Annotated in this window: 16 protein-coding genes; 3 read left to right on the top strand and 13 right to left on the bottom strand. The window is 60.9% G+C overall.

Going from position 1 to position 22539, the window contains the following annotated elements; genetic code table 11:
- The first annotated feature begins 15 nt into the window (after positions 1–15).
- Complete coding sequence (locus Q5H31_RS03505) at positions 16–756, top strand: hypothetical protein (RefSeq protein WP_195248195.1); 741 nt, start codon at positions 16–18, stop codon at positions 754–756.
- Between the two features lie 161 nt (positions 757–917).
- On the opposite strand, the gene Q5H31_RS03500 is transcribed toward Q5H31_RS03505, so the two are convergent.
- Positions 918–1511, bottom strand: coding sequence for an FHA domain-containing protein (locus tag Q5H31_RS03500; protein ID WP_070122712.1), 594 nt, complete (start codon positions 1509–1511; stop codon positions 918–920).
- Between the two features lie 188 nt (positions 1512–1699).
- Here Q5H31_RS03500 and Q5H31_RS03495 point away from each other — a divergent pair, with 188 nt between their 5' ends.
- Positions 1700–2857 carry a hypothetical protein gene (locus tag Q5H31_RS03495; RefSeq protein ID WP_302457508.1) on the top strand — a complete coding sequence of 386 codons (1158 nt, stop codon included), beginning with the start codon at positions 1700–1702 and terminating at the stop codon, positions 2855–2857.
- 158 nt (positions 2858–3015) lie between these two features.
- On the opposite strand, the gene Q5H31_RS03490 is transcribed toward Q5H31_RS03495, so the two are convergent.
- From Q5H31_RS03490 to Q5H31_RS03475, 4 genes are all read right to left on the bottom strand, one after another.
- Positions 3016–7029, bottom strand: coding sequence for a DNA-directed RNA polymerase subunit beta' (locus Q5H31_RS03490; protein WP_302457507.1), 4014 nt, complete (start codon positions 7027–7029; stop codon positions 3016–3018).
- 96 nt (positions 7030–7125) lie between these two features.
- Positions 7126–10686: a DNA-directed RNA polymerase subunit beta gene (rpoB, locus tag Q5H31_RS03485; RefSeq protein WP_302457506.1), complete on the bottom strand. Its 3561-nt coding sequence runs from the start codon at positions 10684–10686 to the stop codon at positions 7126–7128.
- Positions 10687–10847: 161 nt separating this feature from the next.
- Positions 10848–11492, bottom strand: coding sequence for a hypothetical protein (locus Q5H31_RS03480; protein ID WP_011743638.1), 645 nt, complete (start codon positions 11490–11492; stop codon positions 10848–10850).
- Between the two features lie 68 nt (positions 11493–11560).
- Entirely contained in the window at positions 11561–12565 is a 1005-nt protein-coding gene (locus Q5H31_RS03475) for an A/G-specific adenine glycosylase (RefSeq protein WP_223895647.1), read from the bottom strand.
- 104 nt (positions 12566–12669) lie between these two features.
- Here Q5H31_RS03475 and Q5H31_RS03470 point away from each other — a divergent pair, with 104 nt between their 5' ends.
- Positions 12670–13269: a tRNA (cytidine(34)-2'-O)-methyltransferase gene (locus Q5H31_RS03470; protein WP_169740288.1), complete on the top strand. Its 600-nt coding sequence runs from the start codon at positions 12670–12672 to the stop codon at positions 13267–13269.
- A 68-nt stretch (positions 13270–13337) separates the two neighbouring features.
- Here the strand turns inward: Q5H31_RS03470 and Q5H31_RS03465 are convergent, their stop codons facing one another.
- The 8 genes from Q5H31_RS03465 to Q5H31_RS03430 form a co-directional block, all read right to left on the bottom strand.
- Positions 13338–14702, bottom strand: coding sequence for a PFL family protein (locus tag Q5H31_RS03465; protein ID WP_302457505.1), 1365 nt, complete (start codon positions 14700–14702; stop codon positions 13338–13340).
- A gap of 66 nt (positions 14703–14768) precedes the next feature.
- Complete coding sequence (locus Q5H31_RS03460; RefSeq protein WP_117320182.1) at positions 14769–15041, bottom strand: ACT domain-containing protein; 273 nt, start codon at positions 15039–15041, stop codon at positions 14769–14771.
- Between the two features lie 362 nt (positions 15042–15403).
- Positions 15404–17317 carry a glycoside hydrolase family 32 protein gene (locus Q5H31_RS03455; RefSeq protein WP_033500021.1) on the bottom strand — a complete coding sequence of 638 codons (1914 nt, stop codon included), beginning with the start codon at positions 17315–17317 and terminating at the stop codon, positions 15404–15406.
- Between the two features lie 68 nt (positions 17318–17385).
- Complete coding sequence (locus Q5H31_RS03450; protein WP_302457504.1) at positions 17386–18474, bottom strand: LacI family DNA-binding transcriptional regulator; 1089 nt, start codon at positions 18472–18474, stop codon at positions 17386–17388.
- Between the two features lie 35 nt (positions 18475–18509).
- On the bottom strand, positions 18510–19178 hold the full coding sequence (locus tag Q5H31_RS03445) for a YesL family protein (protein ID WP_033500023.1): 669 nt from the start codon (positions 19176–19178) through the stop codon (positions 18510–18512).
- A 16-nt stretch (positions 19179–19194) separates the two neighbouring features.
- On the bottom strand, positions 19195–20133 hold the full coding sequence (locus Q5H31_RS03440; RefSeq protein WP_033500024.1) for a carbohydrate ABC transporter permease: 939 nt from the start codon (positions 20131–20133) through the stop codon (positions 19195–19197).
- Positions 20134–20145: 12 nt separating this feature from the next.
- Positions 20146–21117, bottom strand: a complete 972-nt coding sequence (locus Q5H31_RS03435) for a sugar ABC transporter permease (RefSeq protein WP_033500025.1) — start codon at positions 21115–21117, stop codon at positions 20146–20148.
- Between the two features lie 106 nt (positions 21118–21223).
- Positions 21224–22539, bottom strand: a 1316-nt coding sequence (locus Q5H31_RS03430) for an extracellular solute-binding protein (RefSeq protein ID WP_302457503.1), incomplete at its 5' end; no start/stop codon positions are given.

Below are 22539 nucleotides of genomic sequence, written 5' to 3'. Positions count from 1 at the left end.
CGAGACAAGGAGATCATGATGGTCGATTTCGATGCCGCGGTGGCGGCCGTGCAGGATCCGAACGCCGATCCCGTGTTCCTGGCGAAAATCGCGTACGAGAATCCGGAATTCGGTGCGAATGTCGTTGCCAATCCGCGAGCGTACCCGGGTCTGAAGCGTTGGGTCGCCGAATTCGGCGATGAGCGCGCCCGCCAGCAGCTGGTGGCGATGGGCTGGCCGGTTCCGCAAAATGGCGTGCAGCCGCAGCCGATTGCCGAACCGACGGCCCAGCCAATGGCCGAACCGATTGCCGAACAGGTCCAGCCGGAACAGCAGTATCAGCCGGCAGTGGCGGAACAGTTCCAGCAGAAGCAGCAGTATCAGCCGGAACAGCCGGTGAACCAGCAATACGGTCAGGACGCTGCCTATGCGGCGTCTAACGAGGCTTCGACCGAGTATGTCGACCCATACATGAATCCCGCCGATTTGTCCGAAGTGGCCGATTATTCATCGAGCCAGCCGCAGAACGAACCGGAACAGCAGTATGCCGAACAGCAGTATGCCGCGGCCCAGGAATCGCCGGCAGACGCGGGGTTCACCGCGGAACTGGCCATGACCACCACCGATCAGATGCTGATGGCCCGTATCGCCAGCGAAGCGCCGGAGCTTCGTCCGTGTCTTGCGCGCAATCCGTACATCTATCCGGAATTGCTTGCCTGGCTTGGCCAGTTGAACGATTCGGCCATCAACGCGGCCATTCGTCTGCGCCAGCAGTGAGCTAACGCCGATTATCAGACCATTTGAAACATAAGGGGTTGTCGCGGGAATCTCCGTGACAACCCCTTATCGTCTTACCGCTAACCGTCCGCGCCGACGCTGTCAACACAAATCGTCAACGCAGTCCGTCAGCGTAATCGTGTCTTCACTGACAAACGCCCTCACTGTTTGCGGAATTGGAAGAACTGGTCGCCGATACGCACCGTGCATGGCGCCTCCAGCTGCATCGGCTTGTGTTCCACTTTGGTTTCGACATCGTCTTGGATGATGTACGTGCCGTTGAGCGAACCGTAATCCTCTATCCACAGCGTGCCATCCTGGTCGAAGCTGATCGCCGCATGGTTGCGTGAGATTGTGCGCGTCGGATCCTCCAGCTTGACCGATTTGGCGCCGGCGGGCACTTCGGCCGAAGGCTTGCGGCCAAGGAGCACGCCCATATCCACGATCACCTGCTGTCCGGTCTGCTCGTTGTCCAGCACGTACGTGTGCTTCGGCTGCTTCATGGTGAAGGCTTCGGAAAGCACGGTGCCGTCCCAGTCGATATCGTCCTCGTCCGAAACGGCAGCGTCGCCCTTCGCAACGGAAACATCCTGCATATCGTGGTCGCCCGACTCGTTCTGTGCGGCGAGCCGTTCGCGTGTTTCCAAGGAATCGGCGGCATTGTCGACGGGTTCGGCTGTGGGTTGCGCCATCACCGTGACGTCATCGTCATACCACCCTGGTTCGGGCGGCGGCGGGTAAGGTAGAAAACTCATATTCCCATTGTAGGAAGGTGACGTCCATGCCGTCTGACGATACTCATTCTGCAATACGATGCTCGCATATTCCGTCTCAAAATATTATGCTGTAACTCGTCAAAAGAGACGGACACGTCGATGTTTCCCTCCGTGTTCACGGATTCGACATTCAAAAAAAAGGAAAAAGGATAAGAAGGACTTTTCACATGGCGAACACTCCTCCGTATGGTCAACCGCAGAATGGGCAACCGCAGTATAACCAGCCTCCGCAGCCGCAGGCGCCAAACTACAGTCAGCCACAGCCGGGCGGGCCTCAATACGGACAGCCGCAACCCATGCCGTACGGCCAGCCGCAGCAATACGGACAACCGCAACCTTATGGACAGCCTCAGCCGCCGATGCCGCAGTATGGTCAGCCGCGGCCGATGCCGTACGGTCAGCCCGCCATGCCCCAGCCCACCGCGTCTCAACCGGCGGTTCCACAGCCTGCGATGCCACAATATGCCCAATCGCAACAATACGGTCAGCCGCAACCGCCAAAGCCCGGCAACTTTCCTTCCCAGCAAGCCGGCGCCGCGGCCAAAAATAAGCCGCCGGTCGCCATTATCATCGGCGCGGTGGCCGCAGTCGTCGTCATCGCGCTGGCAGCGGTGTTCTTCCTTACGAATCGCGTCAGCCGTTCCGATTACGAGGAAGCGCTGGTCCAAACGCAGGCGTTGGAAAGCAGCTATACAGCCATCAATGAGGAATTCAGCTCGGCGGCGAGCGCAACGGACAACGATTCATCCTCCGCTTATGACGAGGGCAAGAAGAAGTTGAAGACCTTCAAGCAGGACAGCGACAAGCTGGCTGCCATGAAGGCCGTGAAGAAAGACAAGGACGTCAAGGAGAAGTACGAGACGTTCGAGCAGGACCGTGCGAAATACGAGAGGTACATGAACGATCTGGCCCAGACCATGCCCGCGCTCATGAAGATGACGCATACCTGCACGAAGCTGCCGAAATTCGACTCCGCCGACATGTCTTCGTACTATCGCGATCTTTCCAAGGCGCTCGAAAGCTGTGCCGCCGACGCCGGCGATCTGGCCAAGGTTCCCATCAAGTCCTATGCCGAGTATGGCGCGGATATGCAGGAAAGCGTCAGCAAGAAGAAGGACATTGTGGATCAGATGGCCGATCTGAATCTCAACGATATCGAGTATGGGTCCGCCGATTACGAAAAGCTTCAGGATCTTCATGCGAAGATGTCCGACATCGATTCGCCGACCCTGGATCAGTCCGATTTGCAAAAGGCCGCGAAGGAGGCCGATCTCAGCGGTTCGTTGAAGGATCTGGAAACCACGCTTTCGGAGAAGATCAAGTAACGTCAAAAGACGACTGCGAAACCCTCCCCCGCGATTAATCCACAACCTCGCAATCCCACGACATATAGATATAGCGAAAGGCGGAACCGACCAATACCGGTCGGTTCCGCCTTTCGCTATGTCAGATGATTCGTCTGTCGACTATCGTGAGGGGAATCTCACAGGGTGTCGCCCAGATCGGTCTGGCCGCCGTTGTCGTCCAGGAAGTCATCCGGGTTGAAGTCATCGCCCAGCTTCAGGTCGCCGAAGTCGATGTTGGAGAAGTCCACATCGGACAGGTCGGTGTCGCCGAAGGAGCTGTCGGTGCCTTCGCCGCCCAAACCGAAGTTCGGGTAGATGGTGTCGCGGATGGCCTTGTCGGGCTCCACCGTGGCATTGCGGTAACGGGCGAGGCCGGTACCTGCCGGGATGAGCTTACCGATGATGACGTTCTCCTTGAGGCCCTTGAGGTCATCGACCTTTTGGTTCAGGGCGGCTTCGGTGAGTACGCGGGTGGTCTCCTGGAAGGAGGCCGCGGACAGCCAGGAATCGGTGGCCAGCGAAGCCTTGGTGATGCCCATCAGCTCCGGACGGCCGGCGGCCGGCTTGCCACCGTTCTTCACGGCTTCCATGTTGGCGGCCTTGAAGCGTGCCTTGTCCACGAGTTCGCCCGGCAGCAGGTCGGTGTCGCCGGAGTCGATCACGGTGATGCGACGCAGCATCTGGTGCACGATGACCTCGATGTGCTTGTCGTGGATATCCACGCCCTGGGAGCGGTACACGGTGTGCACTTCCTCCACGATGTTCACCTGTGCGGCGCGCGGGCCGAGGATGCGCAGGATCTTCTTCGGGTCGACGGAGCCTTCGATGAGCTGGGTGCCGGCTTCGACATGGTCGCCGTCCTTGACCAGCATCGGCGCACGACGGGTCACCGGGTAGACGATCGGCTCGACGGAGTCGTCGTCCGGCTTCAGGGTGACCTGACGGCCGCGCTCGGTGTCTTCCACCTTGACCACGCCGGCGAACTCCGCGATCGGAGCCTCGCCCTTCGGGGTACGGGCTTCGAAAAGCTCGGTGACACGCGGAAGACCCTGGGTGATATCGGAAGCGGAAGCGACGCCGCCGGAGTGGAAGGAACGCAGCGTCAGCTGGGTACCAGGCTCACCGATGGACTGTGCTGCCACGATGCCGACGGCCTCGCCGACATCCACCAGCTTGTTGGTGGCCAGGGACCAGCCGTAGCACTTGGCGCACACGCCACGCTTGGATTCGCAGGTCAGCACGGAACGGGCCTTGACCTCTTCCACGCCGTGGGCAACGAGATCGTTGAGCACGTCCATGGACAGGGCGTCGCCGGCCTTGTACAGCACGGTCTCGCCGTCGGCCGGGTCGATGACGTCGGCCGCGAGCAGACGGGAGTACGGGCCACCGTCGGCGGCCTTGACCAGGTGCAGGTTGCCTTCGGCATCGCGTTCGCCGACCTTCATGGTCAGGCCGCGCTTGGTGCCGCAGTCCTCCTCGCGCACGATCACGTCCTGGGAGACGTCCACCAGACGACGGGTCAGGTAGCCAGACTCTGCGGTACGCAGTGCGGTATCGGCCAGACCCTTACGCGCGCCGTGCTGGGAGATGAAGTATTCCAGCACGGACAGACCCTTACGGTAGTTGGACTTGACCGGTCGAGGAATGATCTCGCCCTTCGGGTTTGCCACCAAGCCTCGCATACCTGCGATCTGGTTGATCTGCATCATGTTTCCTCGTGCACCGGACTGCACGATGATGGCCAGGTTGTTCTTGGAGTCGAAGTGTTCCTCGACCGCCTCGGAGACCTCGCTGGTGCACTTGGTCCACAGGTCGATGAGTTCCTGACGGCGCTCCTCTTCGGTGAGCATACCGATTTCGTAGTTCTCGTTGACCTTGTCGGCTTCGTCTTCGTACTTTTCGATGTACTCGTCCAGTTCCGGCGGCTGGATAACGTCGGAGAACGCGAAGGACACGCCGGACCACGGTGCGCGGGTGAAGCCCAGATCCTTCAGGGCGTCCAGCGTCGCGGCCACCTGAGCGGTGGAGTAACGGGTCGCGATGTCGTCGACGATCTTGCTCAGACGCTTCTTCGGCGCCTGCTCGTTGACGAACGGGTAGTCGACCGGCAAGGTGCCGTTGAACAGGATACGGCCGTAGGAGGTGGCGAACAGGACGGAGCCGTCATGGAAACGCTCCTCCTTGACCACGTCCGGGCTGCCCGGTTCCGGATCGACGACCTTGACCTCGCCCGGCTCCCAGTCCTTCGGCAGCACGAAGTCCTGCGGAAGGCGGATGAGCACCTTGGCCTGCATGTCGATCTCGTGCTTGTCGAGCGCCATTTCGGCCTCTTCCAGCGAGGAGAACACGCGGCCCTGGCCCTTGGCGCCGTCGATGACGGTGGTCAGGTAGTACAGACCGAGGATCATGTCCTGGCTCGGCATGGTCACGGTGTGGCCGTCTGCCGGCTTCAGGATGTTGTCGGAAGCCATCATCAGGGAACGGGCCTCAGCCTGGGCTTCGGCGGACAGCGGCAGGTGGACTGCCATCTGATCGCCATCGAAGTCGGCGTTGAATGCGGCGCAGGCAAGCGGCGGCAGGTGGATGGCCTTGCCTTCCACCAGGATCGGCTCGAATGCCTGGATGCCCAGACGGTGCAGCGTAGGTGCACGGTTCAGGAGCACCGGATGCTCGGAGATGACCTCTTCGAGCACGCCCCACACTTCGGAGTCGGCGCGGTCCACGAGGCGCTTGGCGCTCTTCATGTTCTGCGCGAAGCCCTGGTCCACGAGGCGCTTGATGACGAACGGCTTGAACAGCTCGAGGGCCATCGGCTTCGGCAGACCGCACTGGTGCATGCGCAGGGACGGGCCGACCACGATCACGGAACGGCCAGAGTAATCCACACGCTTACCGAGCAGGTTCTGACGGAAACGGCCCTGCTTGCCCTTGAGCATGTCGCTCAGGGACTTGAGCGGACGGTTCGAAGCGCCGGTGACCGGACGGCCACGACGGCCGTTGTCGAACAGGGAGTCGACGGCTTCCTGAAGCATGCGCTTCTCGTTGTTGAGCATGATCTCCGGGGCGCCGAGCTCGATGAGACGCTTCAGACGGTTGTTACGGTTGATCACACGACGGTAGAGGTCGTTGAGGTCGGAGGTGGCGAAGCGGCCACCGTCGAGCTGCACCATCGGGCGCAGGTCCGGCGGGATGACCGGGATCACGTCGAGCACCATGGCCTCCGGCTTGTTGCCGGTGGTCAGGAAGGCGTTGACGACCTTGAGGCGCTTCAGGGCACGGGCCTTGCGCTGACCGGTGCCGGTGTCGATCTCCTCGCGCAGCTGCTTGGAAGCGGCGTCAAGGTCGAAGTCCTGCAGACGCTTCTTGATGGCTTCGGCGCCCATGCAGCCTTCGAAGTAATCGCCGTAGCGGTCTTCCATCTCACGCCACAGGTCGACGTCGCCTTCCATGTCTCCCGGCTTCAGGGTCTTGAAGCGGTCGAACACGGCGCTCAGACGCTGGATCTGCTCGTCGTAGCGGGTACGGATGGCGGCCATTTCACGCTCGGCGCTGTTACGCAGCTTGGCGCGTGCGGAGCCCTTGGCTTCGCCTTCGGCTTCGAGCTCGGCCAAATCGGCTTCGACCTTCTTGGCGCGCTCCTCGATTTCGGCGTTGCGGCGCTTCTCGAGGTTGGCGATCTCGTTGTCGAACTCCTGCTGCAGGTCCGGCAGGTCCTGATGACGCTGCTCTTCGTCCACCTTGGTGACCATGTAGGCCGCGAAGTAGATGACCTTCTCGAGGTCCTTCGGCGCGATGTCCAGCAGGTAGCCCAGTCGGGACGGCACACCCTTGAAGAACCAGATGTGGGTCACCGGAGCGGCGAGCTCGATGTGGCCCATGCGCTCACGACGCACACGGCTCTTGGTGACTTCCACGCCGCAGCGTTCGCAGACGATGCCCTTGAAGCGCACGCGCTTGTACTTGCCGCAGGCGCATTCCCAGTCGCGGGTAGGTCCGAAGATCTGCTCGCCGAACAGGCCGTCTTTCTCCGGCTTCAGGGTACGGTAGTTGATGGTTTCCGGCTTCTTGACCTCGCCGTAGCTCCAGTTGCGGATGTCGTCGGCGGTAGCCAGTCCGATCCTCAGTTTGTCAAATTCGTTGACGTCCAGCACTCTATTGTCCTGTCTATCGATTCTTAATGCTTATCACGTTGTTCAGGGACCGACCGCGGCGCACGCTGTGTCATGCAGCGCGGCCGGTCCTTTCGATCACTGGAATTCGGGTTCCTCGGCAACCTGATCTTCCTTGGCGGCAGCGTCAGGACGCGCACCAATGTTGAAGCCCAGATCATCGGAGGATGTGGACGGATCGTCGTCCTCTTCCTTCATGTCGATAGCCACGCCGTCGGCGTTGAGCACTTCGACATTCAGGGACAGGGACTGCATTTCCTTAAGCAGCACCTTGAAGGACTCCGGGATGCCTGCCGGCGGCAGGTTCTCGCCCTTCACGATGGCGCCGTAGACGCGCACGCGGCCGTCGACGTCATCGGACTTGGTGGTCATCATTTCGTGCAGCGTGTAGGCGGCACCGTAGGCCTCGAGGGCCCACACTTCCATCTCGCCGAAGCGCTGGCCACCGAACTGAGCCTTGCCGCCCAGCGGCTGCTGGGTGATCATGGAGTACGGGCCGGTGGAGCGGGCGTGGATCTTGTCGTCGACCAGGTGGTGCAGCTTCAGCATGTACATGTAGCCCACGGAGATCGGCTTCGGGAACGGTTCGCCGGTACGGCCGTCGAACAGGGTCGCCTTGCCGTCAGGGCCAACGAGCTTGTTGCCGTCGCGGTCCGGAAGGGTGCAGCTGAGCAGGCCCTTGATGGTCTCCGGACGGACGCCGTCGAACACCGGGGTTGCGACCGGGGTGCCCGGAGCGCCCTTTTCGGCGCCCTGCGGCACGTACTTCTTCCAAGCGGCCTCGGCATCCGGATCCAGGGAGATGTCCCAGCCGGCGTGCGCGATCCAGCCGAGGTGCAGTTCCAGCACCTGGCCAAGGTTCATTCGAGAAGGCACGCCCAGCGGGTTCAGCATGATGTCCACCGGAGTACCGTCGGCGAGGAACGGCATGTCCTCTTCCGGCAGGATGCGGGAGATGACGCCCTTGTTGCCGTGACGGCCGGAGAGCTTGTCGCCCTGGGTGATCTTACGGTGCTGTGCGATGTAGACGCGAATCATCTGGTTCACGCCGTTCGGCAGTTCGTCGCCGTCTTCCTCGGCGTCTTCGCGGGTGATTTCCTTGACCGCGATGACGGTGCCGGTCTCGCCGTGAGGCACGCGCAGCGAGGTGTCACGCACTTCGCGGCTCTTCTCACCGAAGATGGCGCGCAGCAGACGCTCTTCCGGAGTCAGCTCGGTCTCGCCCTTCGGGGTGACCTTGCCGACCAGAATGTCGCCGGCTTCGACTTCGGCGCCGATGCGGATGATGCCACGCTCGTCGAGGTTGGCCACCGCGTCCTCGCCGACGTTCGGCAGGTCGCGGGTGATCTCTTCGGCACCCAGCTTGGTTTCGCGGGCGTCGATCTCGTACTCCTCGATGTGGATGGAGCTCAGGGTGTCGTCCTGCACGAGGCGCTGGGAGATGATCACAGCATCCTCGTAGTTGTAGCCGTTCCACGGCATGAAGGCGATGAGCAGGTTCTTGCCCAGTGCCATCTCGCCCTTCTGGGTTGCCGGACCATCGGCCAGCACGGTGCCGGCTTCCACGCGTTCGCCGTCGTGGATGAGCGGGACCTGGTTGTAGCAGGTGGTCTGGTTGGAGCGCTGGAACTTGGCCAGCTTGTAGGAGCTGGTGGTGCCATCGTCGTTCATGGTACGGATGATGTCGGCGGACACGTAGGTCACCACGCCCGGCTTCTCGGCCAGGATGACGTCGCCGGAATCGACGGCGGCGCGCCATTCGGCGCCGGTGCCCACGAGCGGACGCTCGGATTCGATCAGCGGCACGGCCTGACGCTGCATGTTGGTGCCCATCAGCGCTCGGTGTCCCTCATCGTGCTCCAGGAACGGAATCAGGGAGGCGCCGACGGAAACCATCTGACGCGGGGAGACGTCCATGTAATCGACGGAGCTGACCGGCACATCGACCGCTTCCTCTTCGCCGACTCGGGCAAGGGCCTGCTTCTTGACGAAGTTGCCGTTCTCGTCGAGCTCCTGGTTGGCCTGGGCGATGACGTGCTCGGCATCGCGGTCTGCGGTCATGTACTCGACTTCGTCGGTGACGTGGCCGTTGACGACCTTACGGTACGGGGTCTCGATGAAACCGAACGGGTTGATGCGTCCGAAGGTTGCCAGAGAGCCGATCAGACCGATGTTCGGGCCTTCAGGAGATTCGATCGGGCACATACGGCCGAAGTGGGACGGGTGCACGTCGCGCACTTCCATGGAGGCGCGGTCGCGGGACAGGCCACCGGGGCCCAGAGCGGACAGACGACGCTTGTTGGTCACGCCAGCCAGCGGGTTGTTCTGGTCCATGAACTGGGACAGCTGGGAAGTGCCGAAGAACTCCTTGATGGTGGCGTTCACCGGACGGATGTTGATCAGGGACTGCGGGGTGATGGCCTCCGGATCCTGGGTGGTCATACGCTCGCGGACCACACGCTCCATACGGCTCAGGCCGGTGCGCAGCTGGTTCTGGATCAGCTCGCCGACCTGGCGGATACGACGGTTGCCGAAGTGGTCGATATCGTCGACGTCCACGCGCAGGTCAACGTCCTTGCCGTCGCGCTTGCCCGGGAACTTGGTATCGCCCGCATGCAGGGTGACCAGGTACTTGATGGTGGCGATGATGTCCTCGCGGGACAGGCTGCGGTCGTTGACGTCCTTTTCCAGACCAAGCTTGCGGTTGATCTTGTAACGGCCGACGCGGGCCAGATCGTAACGCTTGGTGTTGAAGTAGAAGGAGTCCAGCAGGTTCTTGCCGGCTTCCGGGGTCGGGGTGTCGGCCGGACGGATCTTGCGGTACAGGTCGGTCAGGGCCTCGTCCTGGGTCTGCACGGTCTCCTTGGCGAGAGCGTCCATGACCAGCGGGTAGTCCTTGAAGGCGTCGGCGATCTCATCCTTGGTCATGCCGATGGCCATGAGGAACACGATGGCGGACTGCTTGCGCTTACGGTCCACGCGCACGCCGAGGACGTCGCGCTTGTCGATCTCGAACTCGAGCCATGCGCCACGGCTCGGGATGATCTTCGCGCCGAAGACTTCCTTATCGGAGGTACGGTCCTGGGAGCGGTCGAAGTACACGCCCGGGGAACGCACGAGCTGGGACACGATCACTCGCTCGGTGCCGCCGATGATGAAGGTGCCGTGCGGGGTCTGCAGCGGGAAATCGCCCATGAACACGGTCTGGGACTTGATTTCGCCGGTGTCGCCGTTTTCGAATTCGGCGTTCACGTACAGCGGTGCGGAGTAGGTGTAATCCTTCTCCTTGCACTCCTGCACGGTGTGGCGTGGCTCCTCGAAGTACGGATCGGAGAAGGTCAGGCTCATGGTCTGAGCGAAGTTCTCGATCGGGGAGATCTCCTGGAAGACCTCATCAAGACCGGAGGTGTGGGGCACGGTGTTGGTGCCGTTCTCCAGATCCTCCTCGACACGCTTCTGCCAGCGCTCGTTGCCGATGAGCCAGTCGAAGCTGTCAGTCTGTACACCCAACAGGTAGGGTACATCAATGGGCTCGCGGATGGAGCCGAAGTTCACACGGTCCGACGCTTTGTGCAGATCAATATCATGCTGGTCGGCGCGTGCGATGATGGTGGTGGTGTTCGTCGTAGCCTCAGCCAATGGACGTTCCTTATCGCTCGCTAATCGTATCGATATGTTTCCCCGGAAGCGCTCTCATTGGCCACCATATGCCTAATACGCGGGCGCCTCTTCCTTGTCAGCGTGCCCGCTATATGACACGCATCTACGCAAAGTCATTAGAATAACATAACCTGTAGATTTTATTCCACTGTGATGCCGACCGGTTCCGACTTGGTTTTCGCATGTCCTTTGACCGACAGTTGGGCCGAATACACGCCACGGTCCACGTTCGGCAGGTCCGCCGCGTCGGCGCATTCGCTGCCGGAACGCACGCCCGGCCAAGTGATCGTCTGCTTGACCTCGTCGCCCTTGGCTATCAGCCGGTAATCCGTGTCCACGGGGCATACGTTCGATTTCCAGACCACGTCCTTGCCCGACTTGATCGTCAGCACCATGCCCGCCTGGGACACGTCGATCAGACAGCCAGCCTTGCCGGAACCGTTGTATTTCACGGAAGCGGTGAAGTCCATCGTGCCGCCCACACCGAAGCTCGATGCGGCCGGAGTAAGCGACAGCGCGACGTTGGATGCGTCGCAATCGGGAACGCTGCTTTTCTGCTGTTGGGTCGGCGACGGCACCTCCTTGCGGGAGATCGCGTAAACATCGGCATGGTGGATTTCGCGGTTGACAGCGACGACGCCCTGCGTCAGCGAATACAGGCAGAATACGATGAAGCTCAGCACCAGCACCGTCGCGATACCGAAAACGATGCGGCGGCGGCGATACATCGCCTGCTGTTGTTTCGTACGTTTCTTACCGGTCCGCGGGGAGGTCTTGTAAGCCATGGCTCCCAGTCTAGCGTGTCATCCTCCGTGCGGCACCGCGGCCGCACGCACCACGCATGCCGTGTACGTTACACCGGCAGCCGCACCCCTCCTCCGGGCAGGATTTCGATCAGACCGTCCTCGTCAAGCGACGCGATGCATTTGTCCAGCTGCACGTGGTCTTTCCACAGCCGTTCGACGCTCTTGCGATCAAGCACCGTCTCGCCATCCGGCAGGCCGCGCAGCGCGTTCAGCACCAGCCCGCGCACCTGCCGGTCCGTACCTTGGAATCGTTGGCGTGGTCGCGTACGCCGCTGCCCCAATCCCGGTCTTCCGTTGCGTAGGAACGCGCATTTTCCGGCGATCGGACAGGCTTCGCATAATGGCGATTTCGCAGTGCACACCGTCGCGCCGAGTTCCATGACGGCCTGGTTCCACACGACGGACGGGCGATCGAAACGACGGCATTTCGCGGAATCATCGTCCGGCAGCAGCCGTTTCGCCAGCGCGCGTTCCGCGGGACTTGCGCTGCCGCCGAGCGATTCGACGCCGACGAACGCACGTGACAGCACACGGCGGATGTTCGTGTCGACCACCGCGATACGTTCGCCGAAAGCGAACGACAGCACCGCGCTTGCCGTGTAATCACCGATGCCGGGCAGAGCAAGCAATTCGTCGTACGTATGCGGCAGCTCGTCGGCGTAATCGTATGCGATGACGTGCGCGCATTCCTGCAATCGCAGGGCGCGCCGCGGATAGCCAAGCCGCCCCCATGCGGTGATCACGTCGGATTTCGGGGCGTCGGCGAGCGCGGCTGCGTCCGGCCATCGGTCCATCCATGCGGTCCAATACGGCACGACGCGGCCCATCTGCGTCTGCTGGCTCATCACTTCGGAAACGAGCACGCCCCACGGTGTGGTGCGGCCGAATCGCCATGGCAGGTCGCGCGCGTTGGTCTGCCACCATTGCGCGAGCGTCGTTGCGATTTCGTCAGCATCGGAAGCATCGGAGGTGACGGCGGTGGCGGAATCGGCAAAGTCGTCAAAGTCGGCGTCACGTACGGCGGTGTCGTATGTGGTGTTCGTGTCGTTCATCGTTCCTATTCTTAGCATTTATGACGAACGAAGAACATACCGATAACGCGCAGGGCGCAACGCGCGACGCCGAGACGCAGGCGGCCGAAGCCAAGGTCGAGAAGATGTTCGAATACGGGTACCGCAAGTCCAATTACGGCCCGGACGAACTGGTGACCGACGCGCACGGCAATCCGATTTCCGTGGTGGACGCGATGCTGAGCGCGAAGGACGCGGCGAAGGCGGAGACCTCCACCCCGCACCTGTGCTACTACTCCCCGCGTATTCCGGGCAACACGGGTTCCGCGATCCGCCTGTGCGCCGTGACGGGAACGATTCTGCACCTGGTGGAACCTTTGGGTTTCAATCTGCGGGATACCAAGCTGCGCCGTGCGGGGCTCGACTACCATGACATGGCGCATGTGGTGCTGCACCCGAATTTCGAGGATCTGGTGGAATCGATGCCGGATTCGCGCATCATCGCCTTCACCGCGCACGCCACCAAGCTGTACACCGACATCGAATACAAGCCGACCGACATCCTGCTGTTCGGTCCGGAGCCGGGCAATATCCCCGATCCGATGGACATCATGGCCGGCCCGCATGTGGCCGAGCAGGTGCGTCTGCCGATGCGTCCTTCGCTGCGTAGCCTGAATCTCACCAACTGCGCCTCCATCGCCATCTACGAAGCCTGGCGACAGTTGAACTTTGCCGGCGGTAAGTAAAAACAGTTTTACAAACGCAAAAGAGCCCGGCCCTCCGTGCAGGAAGGTCGGGTTCTTTCGTAAGAACGTCAGTTCTTGAAGGAGTGGATCGGCGCCGGAATGCGGCCGCCACGGGTCACGAAGGCCTCGCAGCTGGTCTGGTTCACCGGAATGATCGGCGCGTAGCCCATGAGGCCGCCGAAGTTGGCCATCTCGCCCACGCCCTTGCCTTCCACCGGGATTACACGCACGGCGGTGGTCTTCTGGTTGACCATGCCGATGGCCGCCTCGTCGGCGATGATGCCGGAAATGGTGGCCGCGGTGGTGTCGCCGGGGATGGCGATCATGTCAAGGCCGACGGAGCATACGCAGGTCATGGCCTCAAGCTTTTCGATCTTCAGGCAGCCGTTGTTGGCCGCGTCGATCATGTTCTTGTCTTCGGAGACCGGAATGAACGCGCCGGACAGGCCGCCCACATAGGAGGACGCCATGATGCCGCCCTTCTTCACCTGGTCGTTGAGTATGGCGAGCGCGGCGGTGGTGCCTGGGGCGCCCACCTGTTCGAGGCCGATCTTCTCCAGCACTTCGCCGACGGAGTCGCCCACGGCGGGGGTCGGGGCGAGCGAGAGGTCGATGATGCCGAATGGCACTCCGAGTCGGCGGGAGGCCTCCTGGGCCACCAGCTGGCCGACGCGCGTGATCTTGAACGCGGTGCGCTTGATGGTTTCGCACAGGAATTCGAAGTCTTTGCCCTTGGCTTCGTCCAGCGCGCGGGAAACCACGCCGGGGCCGGAAACGCCGACGTTGATGACCGCGTCGCCTTCGGTCACGCCGTGGAAGCCGCCTGCCATGAACGGGTTGTCGTCCGGGGCGTTGCAGAACGCCACGAACTTCACGCAACCGTAGGAATCATTGTCTGCGGTGGCGTGCGCGATGTCCTTGACGATGTGGCCGAGCAGTTCGACGGAGTTCATGTCGATGCCGGTTTTGGTGGAGCCCACGTTCACGGAGGAGCAAACGATGTCGGTTTCGGACAGGGCCTGCGGCAGGGAGCGGATGAGCATTTCCTCAGCCGGGGTCATGGACTTGGACACGAGCGCGGAGTAGCCGCCAATCAGGTCGACGCCGACCTTCTTGGCCGCGCGGTCGAGTGCGTGTGCGATCTTGACAAAATCCTCGGAGCTCTTGCAGGAGCTTGCGCCGACCAGGGAAATCGGGGTGACAGTGATGCGCTTGTTGACGATCGGGATGCCGAAATCGCGTTCGATGGCCTGGCCGGTGGACACGAGGTCCTTGGCGTACGTGGTGATCTTGTTGTAGATGTTCTCGCAGACCTCGTCGACGCTGTCGGCTGCGCAATCCAGTAGGCTGATGCCCATGGTGATGGTGCGCACGTCGAGCTTCTCCTGCTCGATCATCTTGTTGGTCTCGTGGACCTCCATGATATTCAGCATGGTTTTTCCTTACGATTGGTACGATTCGTGGCTTCGGTTGCTTGCATGGCTTACGTGTGCCGCGGATCAGACGCGGTGCATCTTGGTGAAGATCTCCTCGCGCTGGCAGCGGATGCGCACGCCGATCTCCTCGCCGAGCTTGTCGAGATCGTCGACGACTGTGCCGAATTCCTCGTCCGCGTTGGAATAATCCACAATCATCATCATGTTGAAGAAACCGTCGATGATGGTCTGGGAAATGTCAAGCACGTTGACCTGATGTTCGGAAAGGTATGTGCAGACGCGTGCGATGATGCCGACAGTATCCTGGCCGACGACGGTGATGATTGCCTTGTTCATGGAACTCCCTAAATGCTAGGTGCGAATATCCAGTTACCGTCTCGGCGAATTGCCGGACGTGCCCTCAAGTATAGGAAAGGCACGTGCCAAAACACCCCTCTCTCCCGCTTTTCGCATTACATGGTGAGACGCCACACGCGCATGTCAGTAGTCAAACGTTTACCTAGGTCGTCACCGCCCACGGATTCACCCGCGCCGTGTCGCAACACAGCATGACATGCAACATCCGCCGGCAAATTACAACGCAGCGCACATATCGTGCCCATATCGCGTACATACCCCTGCACATACGGCAGCGGCCCCGCACCCGCCGTGTCACAAGGAACACGCAGGAACGGGGCCGCCGGATACGGCTCTACGTCTTAGCGCCAAATACCGTTCAATGCACGCGCATCAACCGCATCGATCTTGCCGGACGACGCGATGCGAAGCTCACCGTCGCCATCAGCGCCTTGGAACAGCATGCTTCCTGCCGTCTGACCGCCATTGAGGAACACTTCGACAACATTGCGGTCGAAGAACACCTCCACCTGGCGAACATCGGTGATGCCGCTGTCGAAGTCGACATCCTCCACCGCAGTGCCCTTGGCCACCAGGCGGGTCACGCCATCAGTGCGCTGCAGCAGCAGTTCGGTCGGCCTGCCGTCCTGCGGGTTGACGCCCTTCGCCAGCACCATGATGGCATCGGCATCATCCGCCAGATGCACGTTCGCATAGTATGCGTTGCCGGGAGCCGTAACGACCATATCCCCGCCATCGCCGTGCACGGCAAGACGCTCGCCGAGCAGCTCGCGGTACACTTCGCTCACCGGCTTGCTGTACAGCCTGCCGTCACGCACATGCAATTCGCGCGGCAGCGACATCATGCCGTTGGCCAGGCACGGCTGTTCGACACGCATCTCCGGAAAATCGGTGAACCAGCCGAATACGATGCGACGGCCGTTATCGTCGGCGAAGCTTTGCGTGGCGTAATATCCGGTGCCGAAATCGCACCAGTCGCTGGCCTTGACATCCAGTTTCGGACCATTATCGGTATTCACCAAGTCGCCGGCATACCAGCGCACCTGCTGGAAACGTCCCTGCTTGTCGCGGTAATGCATCAGCGCGCCCACAGCAACGGTCACGCCGTCGACCTGGAACAGGTCAGGGCATTCGTAGGTGCGTGCGATCTGATGACCGAAATCGGCGAGCACCGGCCCTTCATAGCGCCATGTCACATTGCGCTTGAGCGGTTTCTTCGCGGAGAACAATGTCATGGCGGGAACGGTGGCGTTGTTCGGCTGGTCGACCCCCGGCTTGCCCTGAGGAGAATAAGTGAACCAGCCGCCGGTGTTCTGGGTGCTGATGCCGGGAACCGCACTATCGGCGGCGTCTGCGCTAAATTCCGATACCGGCAGATTGGTGGCGGTTACCATATAGGCACGATCCGGGTCGAGAGCCTCGCCGCCCATGCCGCATTCAACCTTCGGATCACGGAAGTCATAGCCAAAATCGTCATTCGCACGCAGCGCCACCGGCGATTCCACGCGAACATGCACGCCGTCCTCGCACAGGCAGGTGGTCTGGTATTCGGTGACGGAGGATTCGTCGCCGCGGGTTTCCAGATGACGGGTCAGGTACAGGCGGATGGCGTTTGCCTCGTTGCCGGCGACCGGATTGTCATGCTCGTCCACGGTCACGGCCGAACCGGAGAACGCGCCGCCGACGATACGCTCGTCGGTGTGCAGTTCGGGCTGCGGTTCCAGGAAGACTGGCAGATGAGTCCAATGCACCAGATCACGGCTTACCGCGTGCCCCCAATGCATATTGTCCCAGCCGAAACCATACGGGTTGAGCTGGAAGAACAGGTGGTAGCGCCCTTGGAACTGGCACAGGCCGTTCGGATCGTTCATCCAACGTGCGAACGGTTCGAAATGCGCGCCCGAACGCCCGAAACGGTTGTAGATCTGTTCCAGCGTGGGCTGTGCAGGCCAATCGGTGTCGCTTGGATTCATGTTCACGTAGCGAACGCCGTTGTCAAGCAGGTCATCGCATTCGGAAAGGTAGCCGAAGCGTACAACCAGGCCGCTTGCCGCCACGGTGACGGTGGATTTCTGCGGCACCGCAATGGAGAAATGATGCCTGCGTTCGGCGATGGGCATGGTGTGCGCCGCGATTGCGACGCCGTTGCCGTCCGCAACGGTAACGACGGCGTTCCCCTCGCCACAGCGTTCGGTGAACAGATCGAGCTGCCGGTAGCCGCCGGTTTCGATGGAGATGGAATAGGTATTCGACATAGTAGACCCCTCTACACGTGTGAAATGAATATGGAAAATGGATGGAAATACTCAAAGACGCAGTGCCGTCAGGAAACGATCGAATCGCGTTCGATGATGCGGCAACGCAACGGTGTCATCGGGCCGTTCTCCGAACGCCTGACCGAATCCTCACTGCGTGCAAGGCTTTCCGTGGCGGCTTCATCGTCGATCATGGCGACCAGCTGATGCACCGCTTCGAAGCCCATTTCGTAGTGAGGAAGCTCCAAGGTGGTCAACGCGGGTTTGAGCACGTCCGTAATGAGCGGCTGGTTGTCGATGCTGATCACGGAAACGTCTGTGCCGATGCCGACCGACCGCTCTCTGGCCGCCTCGTAGATGAAGGTCGCGCGCACATCGTTGAAGCAGAAGATGCCGTCCGGCTTGATCTCGTCGAACACGCGACCGGCTTCCGAAGCGGCGTTTGTGGCCTCTTCCACGTTGACGACCAACTGCTCGTCGAAGGGGATGCCCGCGTCCGCGAGCGCTCGGCGATACCCGGCGAACCGCTCCCCCTGGGCGATAATGGTGATTGAGGAACCGTAGTAAACGATGCGTTTGCAGCCGGCCTGAATCAGCCGATTGGTGGCATCGTACCCTGCCATTTCGTCGTCGGGGTAGATCGAGGGAATCTTGCGATTCTCGTCTTCGCTGTCGACGACGACCGTGGGGCTGCCTTCGAGTTCGGCGGGGATCTCCACAACACGGTGGTACATCATGGCATACAGGAAACCGTCCACGCGGTACTGCCGCAGGGCCGCGATCTCCTGGTTCTCCAGTTCCCGATCGTTTCCCGTGTTGACGGTGAGCAGAATATAGCCGAGTTTGCGCGCTGCCTCCTGCGCTCCCACCAGTACGCGCCCGGCATATGGCGTGGTGGCGATCTCATCGGTAATAAAGCCGAGGACATACGACCTGCTGGTGCGCAATGTACGCGCCACGGAGTTCGGCTTGTATCCCATTGATTGGGCCGTTTCGCGCACTCGTTGCGCCACCGCCTTGCTGACGCGATTGCGGTCCTTGTTGTTCAGGACCAACGACACGGTGCAAATGGAGACGCCGGCCTCTTTTGCGATGTCTTTGATCGATATCAATGGTTTTGCCTTGTCTGCTTGGCGGCTTTGTGAAGCGGATTCCATTGTATGCCCGCCTTTCTTTGGCGACACTCTGCCGTTCAGCTTTTCGCGTATCGGATGCCCGGCTGCTCCCGGTCATGGATGTCCATTCCCGGAATCCGGCCGAACGAGTACACGATCCACGCAGTGCAGAACATCGGCAGCGACATGCCGAACACCATGAGCAGACCCGGCCATTGCGCCCAGGCAAGGATCGCCAGCAGTGCGAGTCCGATCTGCAGCAGGGTGCACAGCGGACGGGCCACGATCATGGTCAGCGTTGTGCGGACGATCCACAGCGGACGTTCGTCATAGTTCGCGCGCACCACCCAGACCAGCATGGTGAAGGCCAGCAATACCAGTGCCAGCACGAACAGTACGCCGGAAACCGCCACGTCGAACGTTCCGCGTGCATGCCAGTTCATCATGTAGTAGTCGATGGCGAGCACCACCCAGCATATGGCCAACGGCCAGCCGAAGAGATTCGCCTGCTTGAGCTCGTTTTTCCATGCGCCGTGGAAGATGCCCCATACTTCCTTGGCACGCATCGACCGATCCTCGGCACGCAGCCACGTGCGAAACGTGGTTTGCGCGGCGGCGCAGGATGGGAAGAATCCCAGCACCACGGCACCCAGCAGTGTGTGCACGAGCATGGCGATGTTCACCACGAAGATCGTGAGCAGCAGACGGCAGAACCGTTCATAGGCCACGGAAAAACGAGCGAGCATGGCGAATCCCTTTCAATCAGCCCTTGACGGCGCCGAGCATGACGCCCTTGTTGAAGTACTTCTGCAGGAACGGGTACAGCACCAGCAGAGGCAGGGTGGAGACGATGATGATGCCGAACTTGATCTGGTCGGCCGCCTGCTGTTGGGCCGCGGCGTTGACGTTCGTACCGGTACCTTGCGCCACCAGCAGCAACTGCTGCAAGACCACCTGCAACGGCTGCTTCGAATCGTCGGTGATGTAGATCAAGCCTGTCATGAAGTCGTTCCAGTGGCCGACGAAGTAGTACAGGCCGATGACGGCGAGGATGGCGGAGCTCAACGGCAGCACGATCTTGAAGAAGTAGCCGAAGTAGCTCAGGCCGTCGATCTGCGCCGCGTCATGCAGCTCCTCCGGAATGGAGGTTTCGAAGAAGGAGCGTGCCACGATTACGTTGTACACGGAGACCGCGCCTGGCAGGATGAACACCCACATGGTGTTGTTGATGCCGAGGGCCTTGTACAGCAAGTAGTTCGGGATCAGGCCGCCGCTGATGAACATGGTGACGGTGAACAGGAACATGATGACGCGGCGCGGCTTGAATTCGCGGCGGGACAATGCGAAGGCGCAGGGGATGGTCACGGCCATGTTGACCGCGGTGCCGACCACCGAGTAGATGATCGTGTTGAGATAGCCCTGCCAGATGCGATGGTTGGCGAACACCTTCGCATACCCGACGAAGGTCACGCCTTTGGGCAGCAGGGTCACTTCGCCGCCGGCCACGGCATTCGGGTCGGAGAACGATGCGATGACCACGAACCACAGGGGGTAGAGCACTGCGACCACGGTGAACACCAGAAGCAGCACGATGACGAAGTCGACGGCCAGATCACCTGGCGTTTTCTTCTGACGTACATGCTTGTTCCAGGGAATATCGTTCTTGCTTTGGGCAACGGCCCCGGTTGTTGTTGCAGACATGATGGCTGCCTCCTAGAAAATACTCGTATCGGAAACGCGCTTGGCGATCGCGTTCGCGGTGATCAGGAAGACGAAGTTGACCAAGGTATTGAACAGGCCGATGGCGGTCGAATACGAATACTGGCCGTTAATAATACCGATCTTGTAGGTGTAGGTCGCGATGACCTCGGTGGCCGGCATATTCAGCGAATTCTGCATCAGGTAGATCTTGTCGAAGCCCACGTTGAGCACGGAACCCATGTTCATGATGAGCAGGATTGCGCAGGTCGGCATGATCGCCGGCAGGTCGACGTAACGAATCAGTTGCAGACGGCCGGCGCCATCGATCTTCGCGGCCTCGTACAGCGAGGTGTCCACACCGGCGAGCGCGGCCAGGTAGATGATGGAGTTCCAGCCGACGTGCTGCCAGACTTCGGAGATCCAGTAGACGGCGGTGATGGCGCTGGTGGAGCCCATCAGCGATTCGTCGCCGAAGAAGCGGCCCAGGATGCCGGAGCCCGGGGACAGGAAGATGTTGAGCATCGAGACGATGACCACCACGGAGATGAAGTGGGGCATGTAGGTGACGGTCTGTACGAAGCCCTTGATTTTCTTGGAGCCGATCTGGTTGATCAGCAGGGCCAGGATGATTGGGAAGATGAAGCCCATGACCAGCGTCCACAGGGAGATGCGAATGGTGTTGGTCATGATCTCGCCGAATAGCGGGTTATGGAAGAACTCGTTGAAATATTTGAATCCTACGAACTTGCCGCCGGTCAGACCCTTGGTCGGGTCGAATTCACGGAAGGCAAGCTGGATGCCCCACATCGGCACGTAGGCGAACAGGCCGACGAAGAACAGGGCGGGAGCGGTGAGGATCCACAGCTGCCAGTAGCGGCGGAAGTGGTCGGCGATGCGATCGAGCAGACCTGGTTTCTTGCGGTCGGGAGCCGCTTCCATCGCCACGGTCCGTGCAGCAACGCCTTGCGATGTTTGTGCACTCATGTTGGTCTCCAATTTAGGATGATTGCTAGGGAACAAAAATGCGGGGTCCGGCGGCAGTCACGGGAGAGAAACGAACCCGTGCGATGGACCCCGCGGTATTACTTGGCTACTTGGTGTACTTGTCGTACCACTTCTGCCAAATCTTGATGTTGGCGTCGAGGCCGAGGGTCGGTTCGGACACCTTCTTCACGTAGGCATCCCATTCCTTGTCGATGCCGCCCTTCTGGACCCACTTCGCGATCTGGTTGTTCGCGTAGTTGGAGATGGCGGTGTTGTTGTTTTGCAGGGTGTTGGAGTCCTCGGTATTCGGGCGCACGTAAATCGGTACGACATCCTTGACGCCGTCGACGCGGTTGCGCGCCTCACGAATGGCCAAGTCGGACGCAGTGACCTGGTCGGCGTTGGTGTCGTTGACCATCTTCACGTCGTCGCGAATCCAGCCACCGAAGCGGTCCTGCAGGGCGACGGCGCGGGTATCAGGATATTCGGCGTAAGCTTTAGCCTTGTCGATGGTGTACTGGTGGTCGCCGTCATCGGAAACGATATCCGGAATAGAGCCGAAGAATCCAGCCACGGAAAGCTTCTCGCCGTACATGGCGTCGATCACCTTGTAGATGGCGTCCTGGTTGGCTGCGTTCGGGTTGACGGTCAGGCCGGAACCGGAGTAGGCCCAGCGGCAGGCGTCCTGGGAATAATCCCACTTGACCTGGGAGTCGGGCGTGGAGGCGTCCTTCTTCAGCGGCGGCAGGGTGACGTACTGGTCGCCAAGCGCGTTGCCGTATTCGGCGTAGTTGGACCAACCGAAGGAGACGCCGGTCAGCGCGGTCTTGCCGTCACTGACGGTCTGCGAAGTGTATTGCGAGGCGTCGCGGGTGAGCACATCCTTCGGGATAAGGCCCTTGGCCATGAGTCCGTGCAGGTAGGAGACGACGTCCTTGAGCGCGTCGGAGGTGTAATAGCTCTTAACCTTGCCGTTGTCCACATAATAGCCCTGTTCGGAAGCGCCGCCGCCCATGAAGGAGGTGACCACGCCTTCGGAGTTCATCAGCGCCAGAGGGCTCCACAGGCCGAAGCCGAGGCTGCGGATATTCATCGGCACCTCATCAGCCTTGCCGTTGCCGTTCGGATCCTGGGTCTTGAATGCATCGAGCACGTTCTCGAGCTCGTCCCAAGTGGTCGGCATCTGGAGTCCCAGCTTGTCCAGCCAGGTCTTGTTGATGAACATGTGAGTGCCGGAAACCTCGTAACCCTTGCCGCGGTCGGAAGGCAGCATGGCGATCTTCGTGCCGTCGGTGACGTACTTCGCGGCGCCCGGCTGGGCCTTGAGGAACTTCTTGACGTTCGGCATCTTGTCCAGATGCGGCTTGAGATCCTCGAAATAGGTGCTGTACTTGGCCGCATCCACCATGCTGAACAAGCTCA

This window comes from uncultured Bifidobacterium sp., from assembly GCF_959020155.1.
In the GTDB taxonomy this organism is placed as follows: Bacteria; Actinomycetota; Actinomycetes; order Actinomycetales; family Bifidobacteriaceae; genus Bifidobacterium.
The sequence above is the reverse complement of the archived record's forward strand: the minus strand, read 5'-3'. Positions and strand labels throughout refer to the sequence as shown.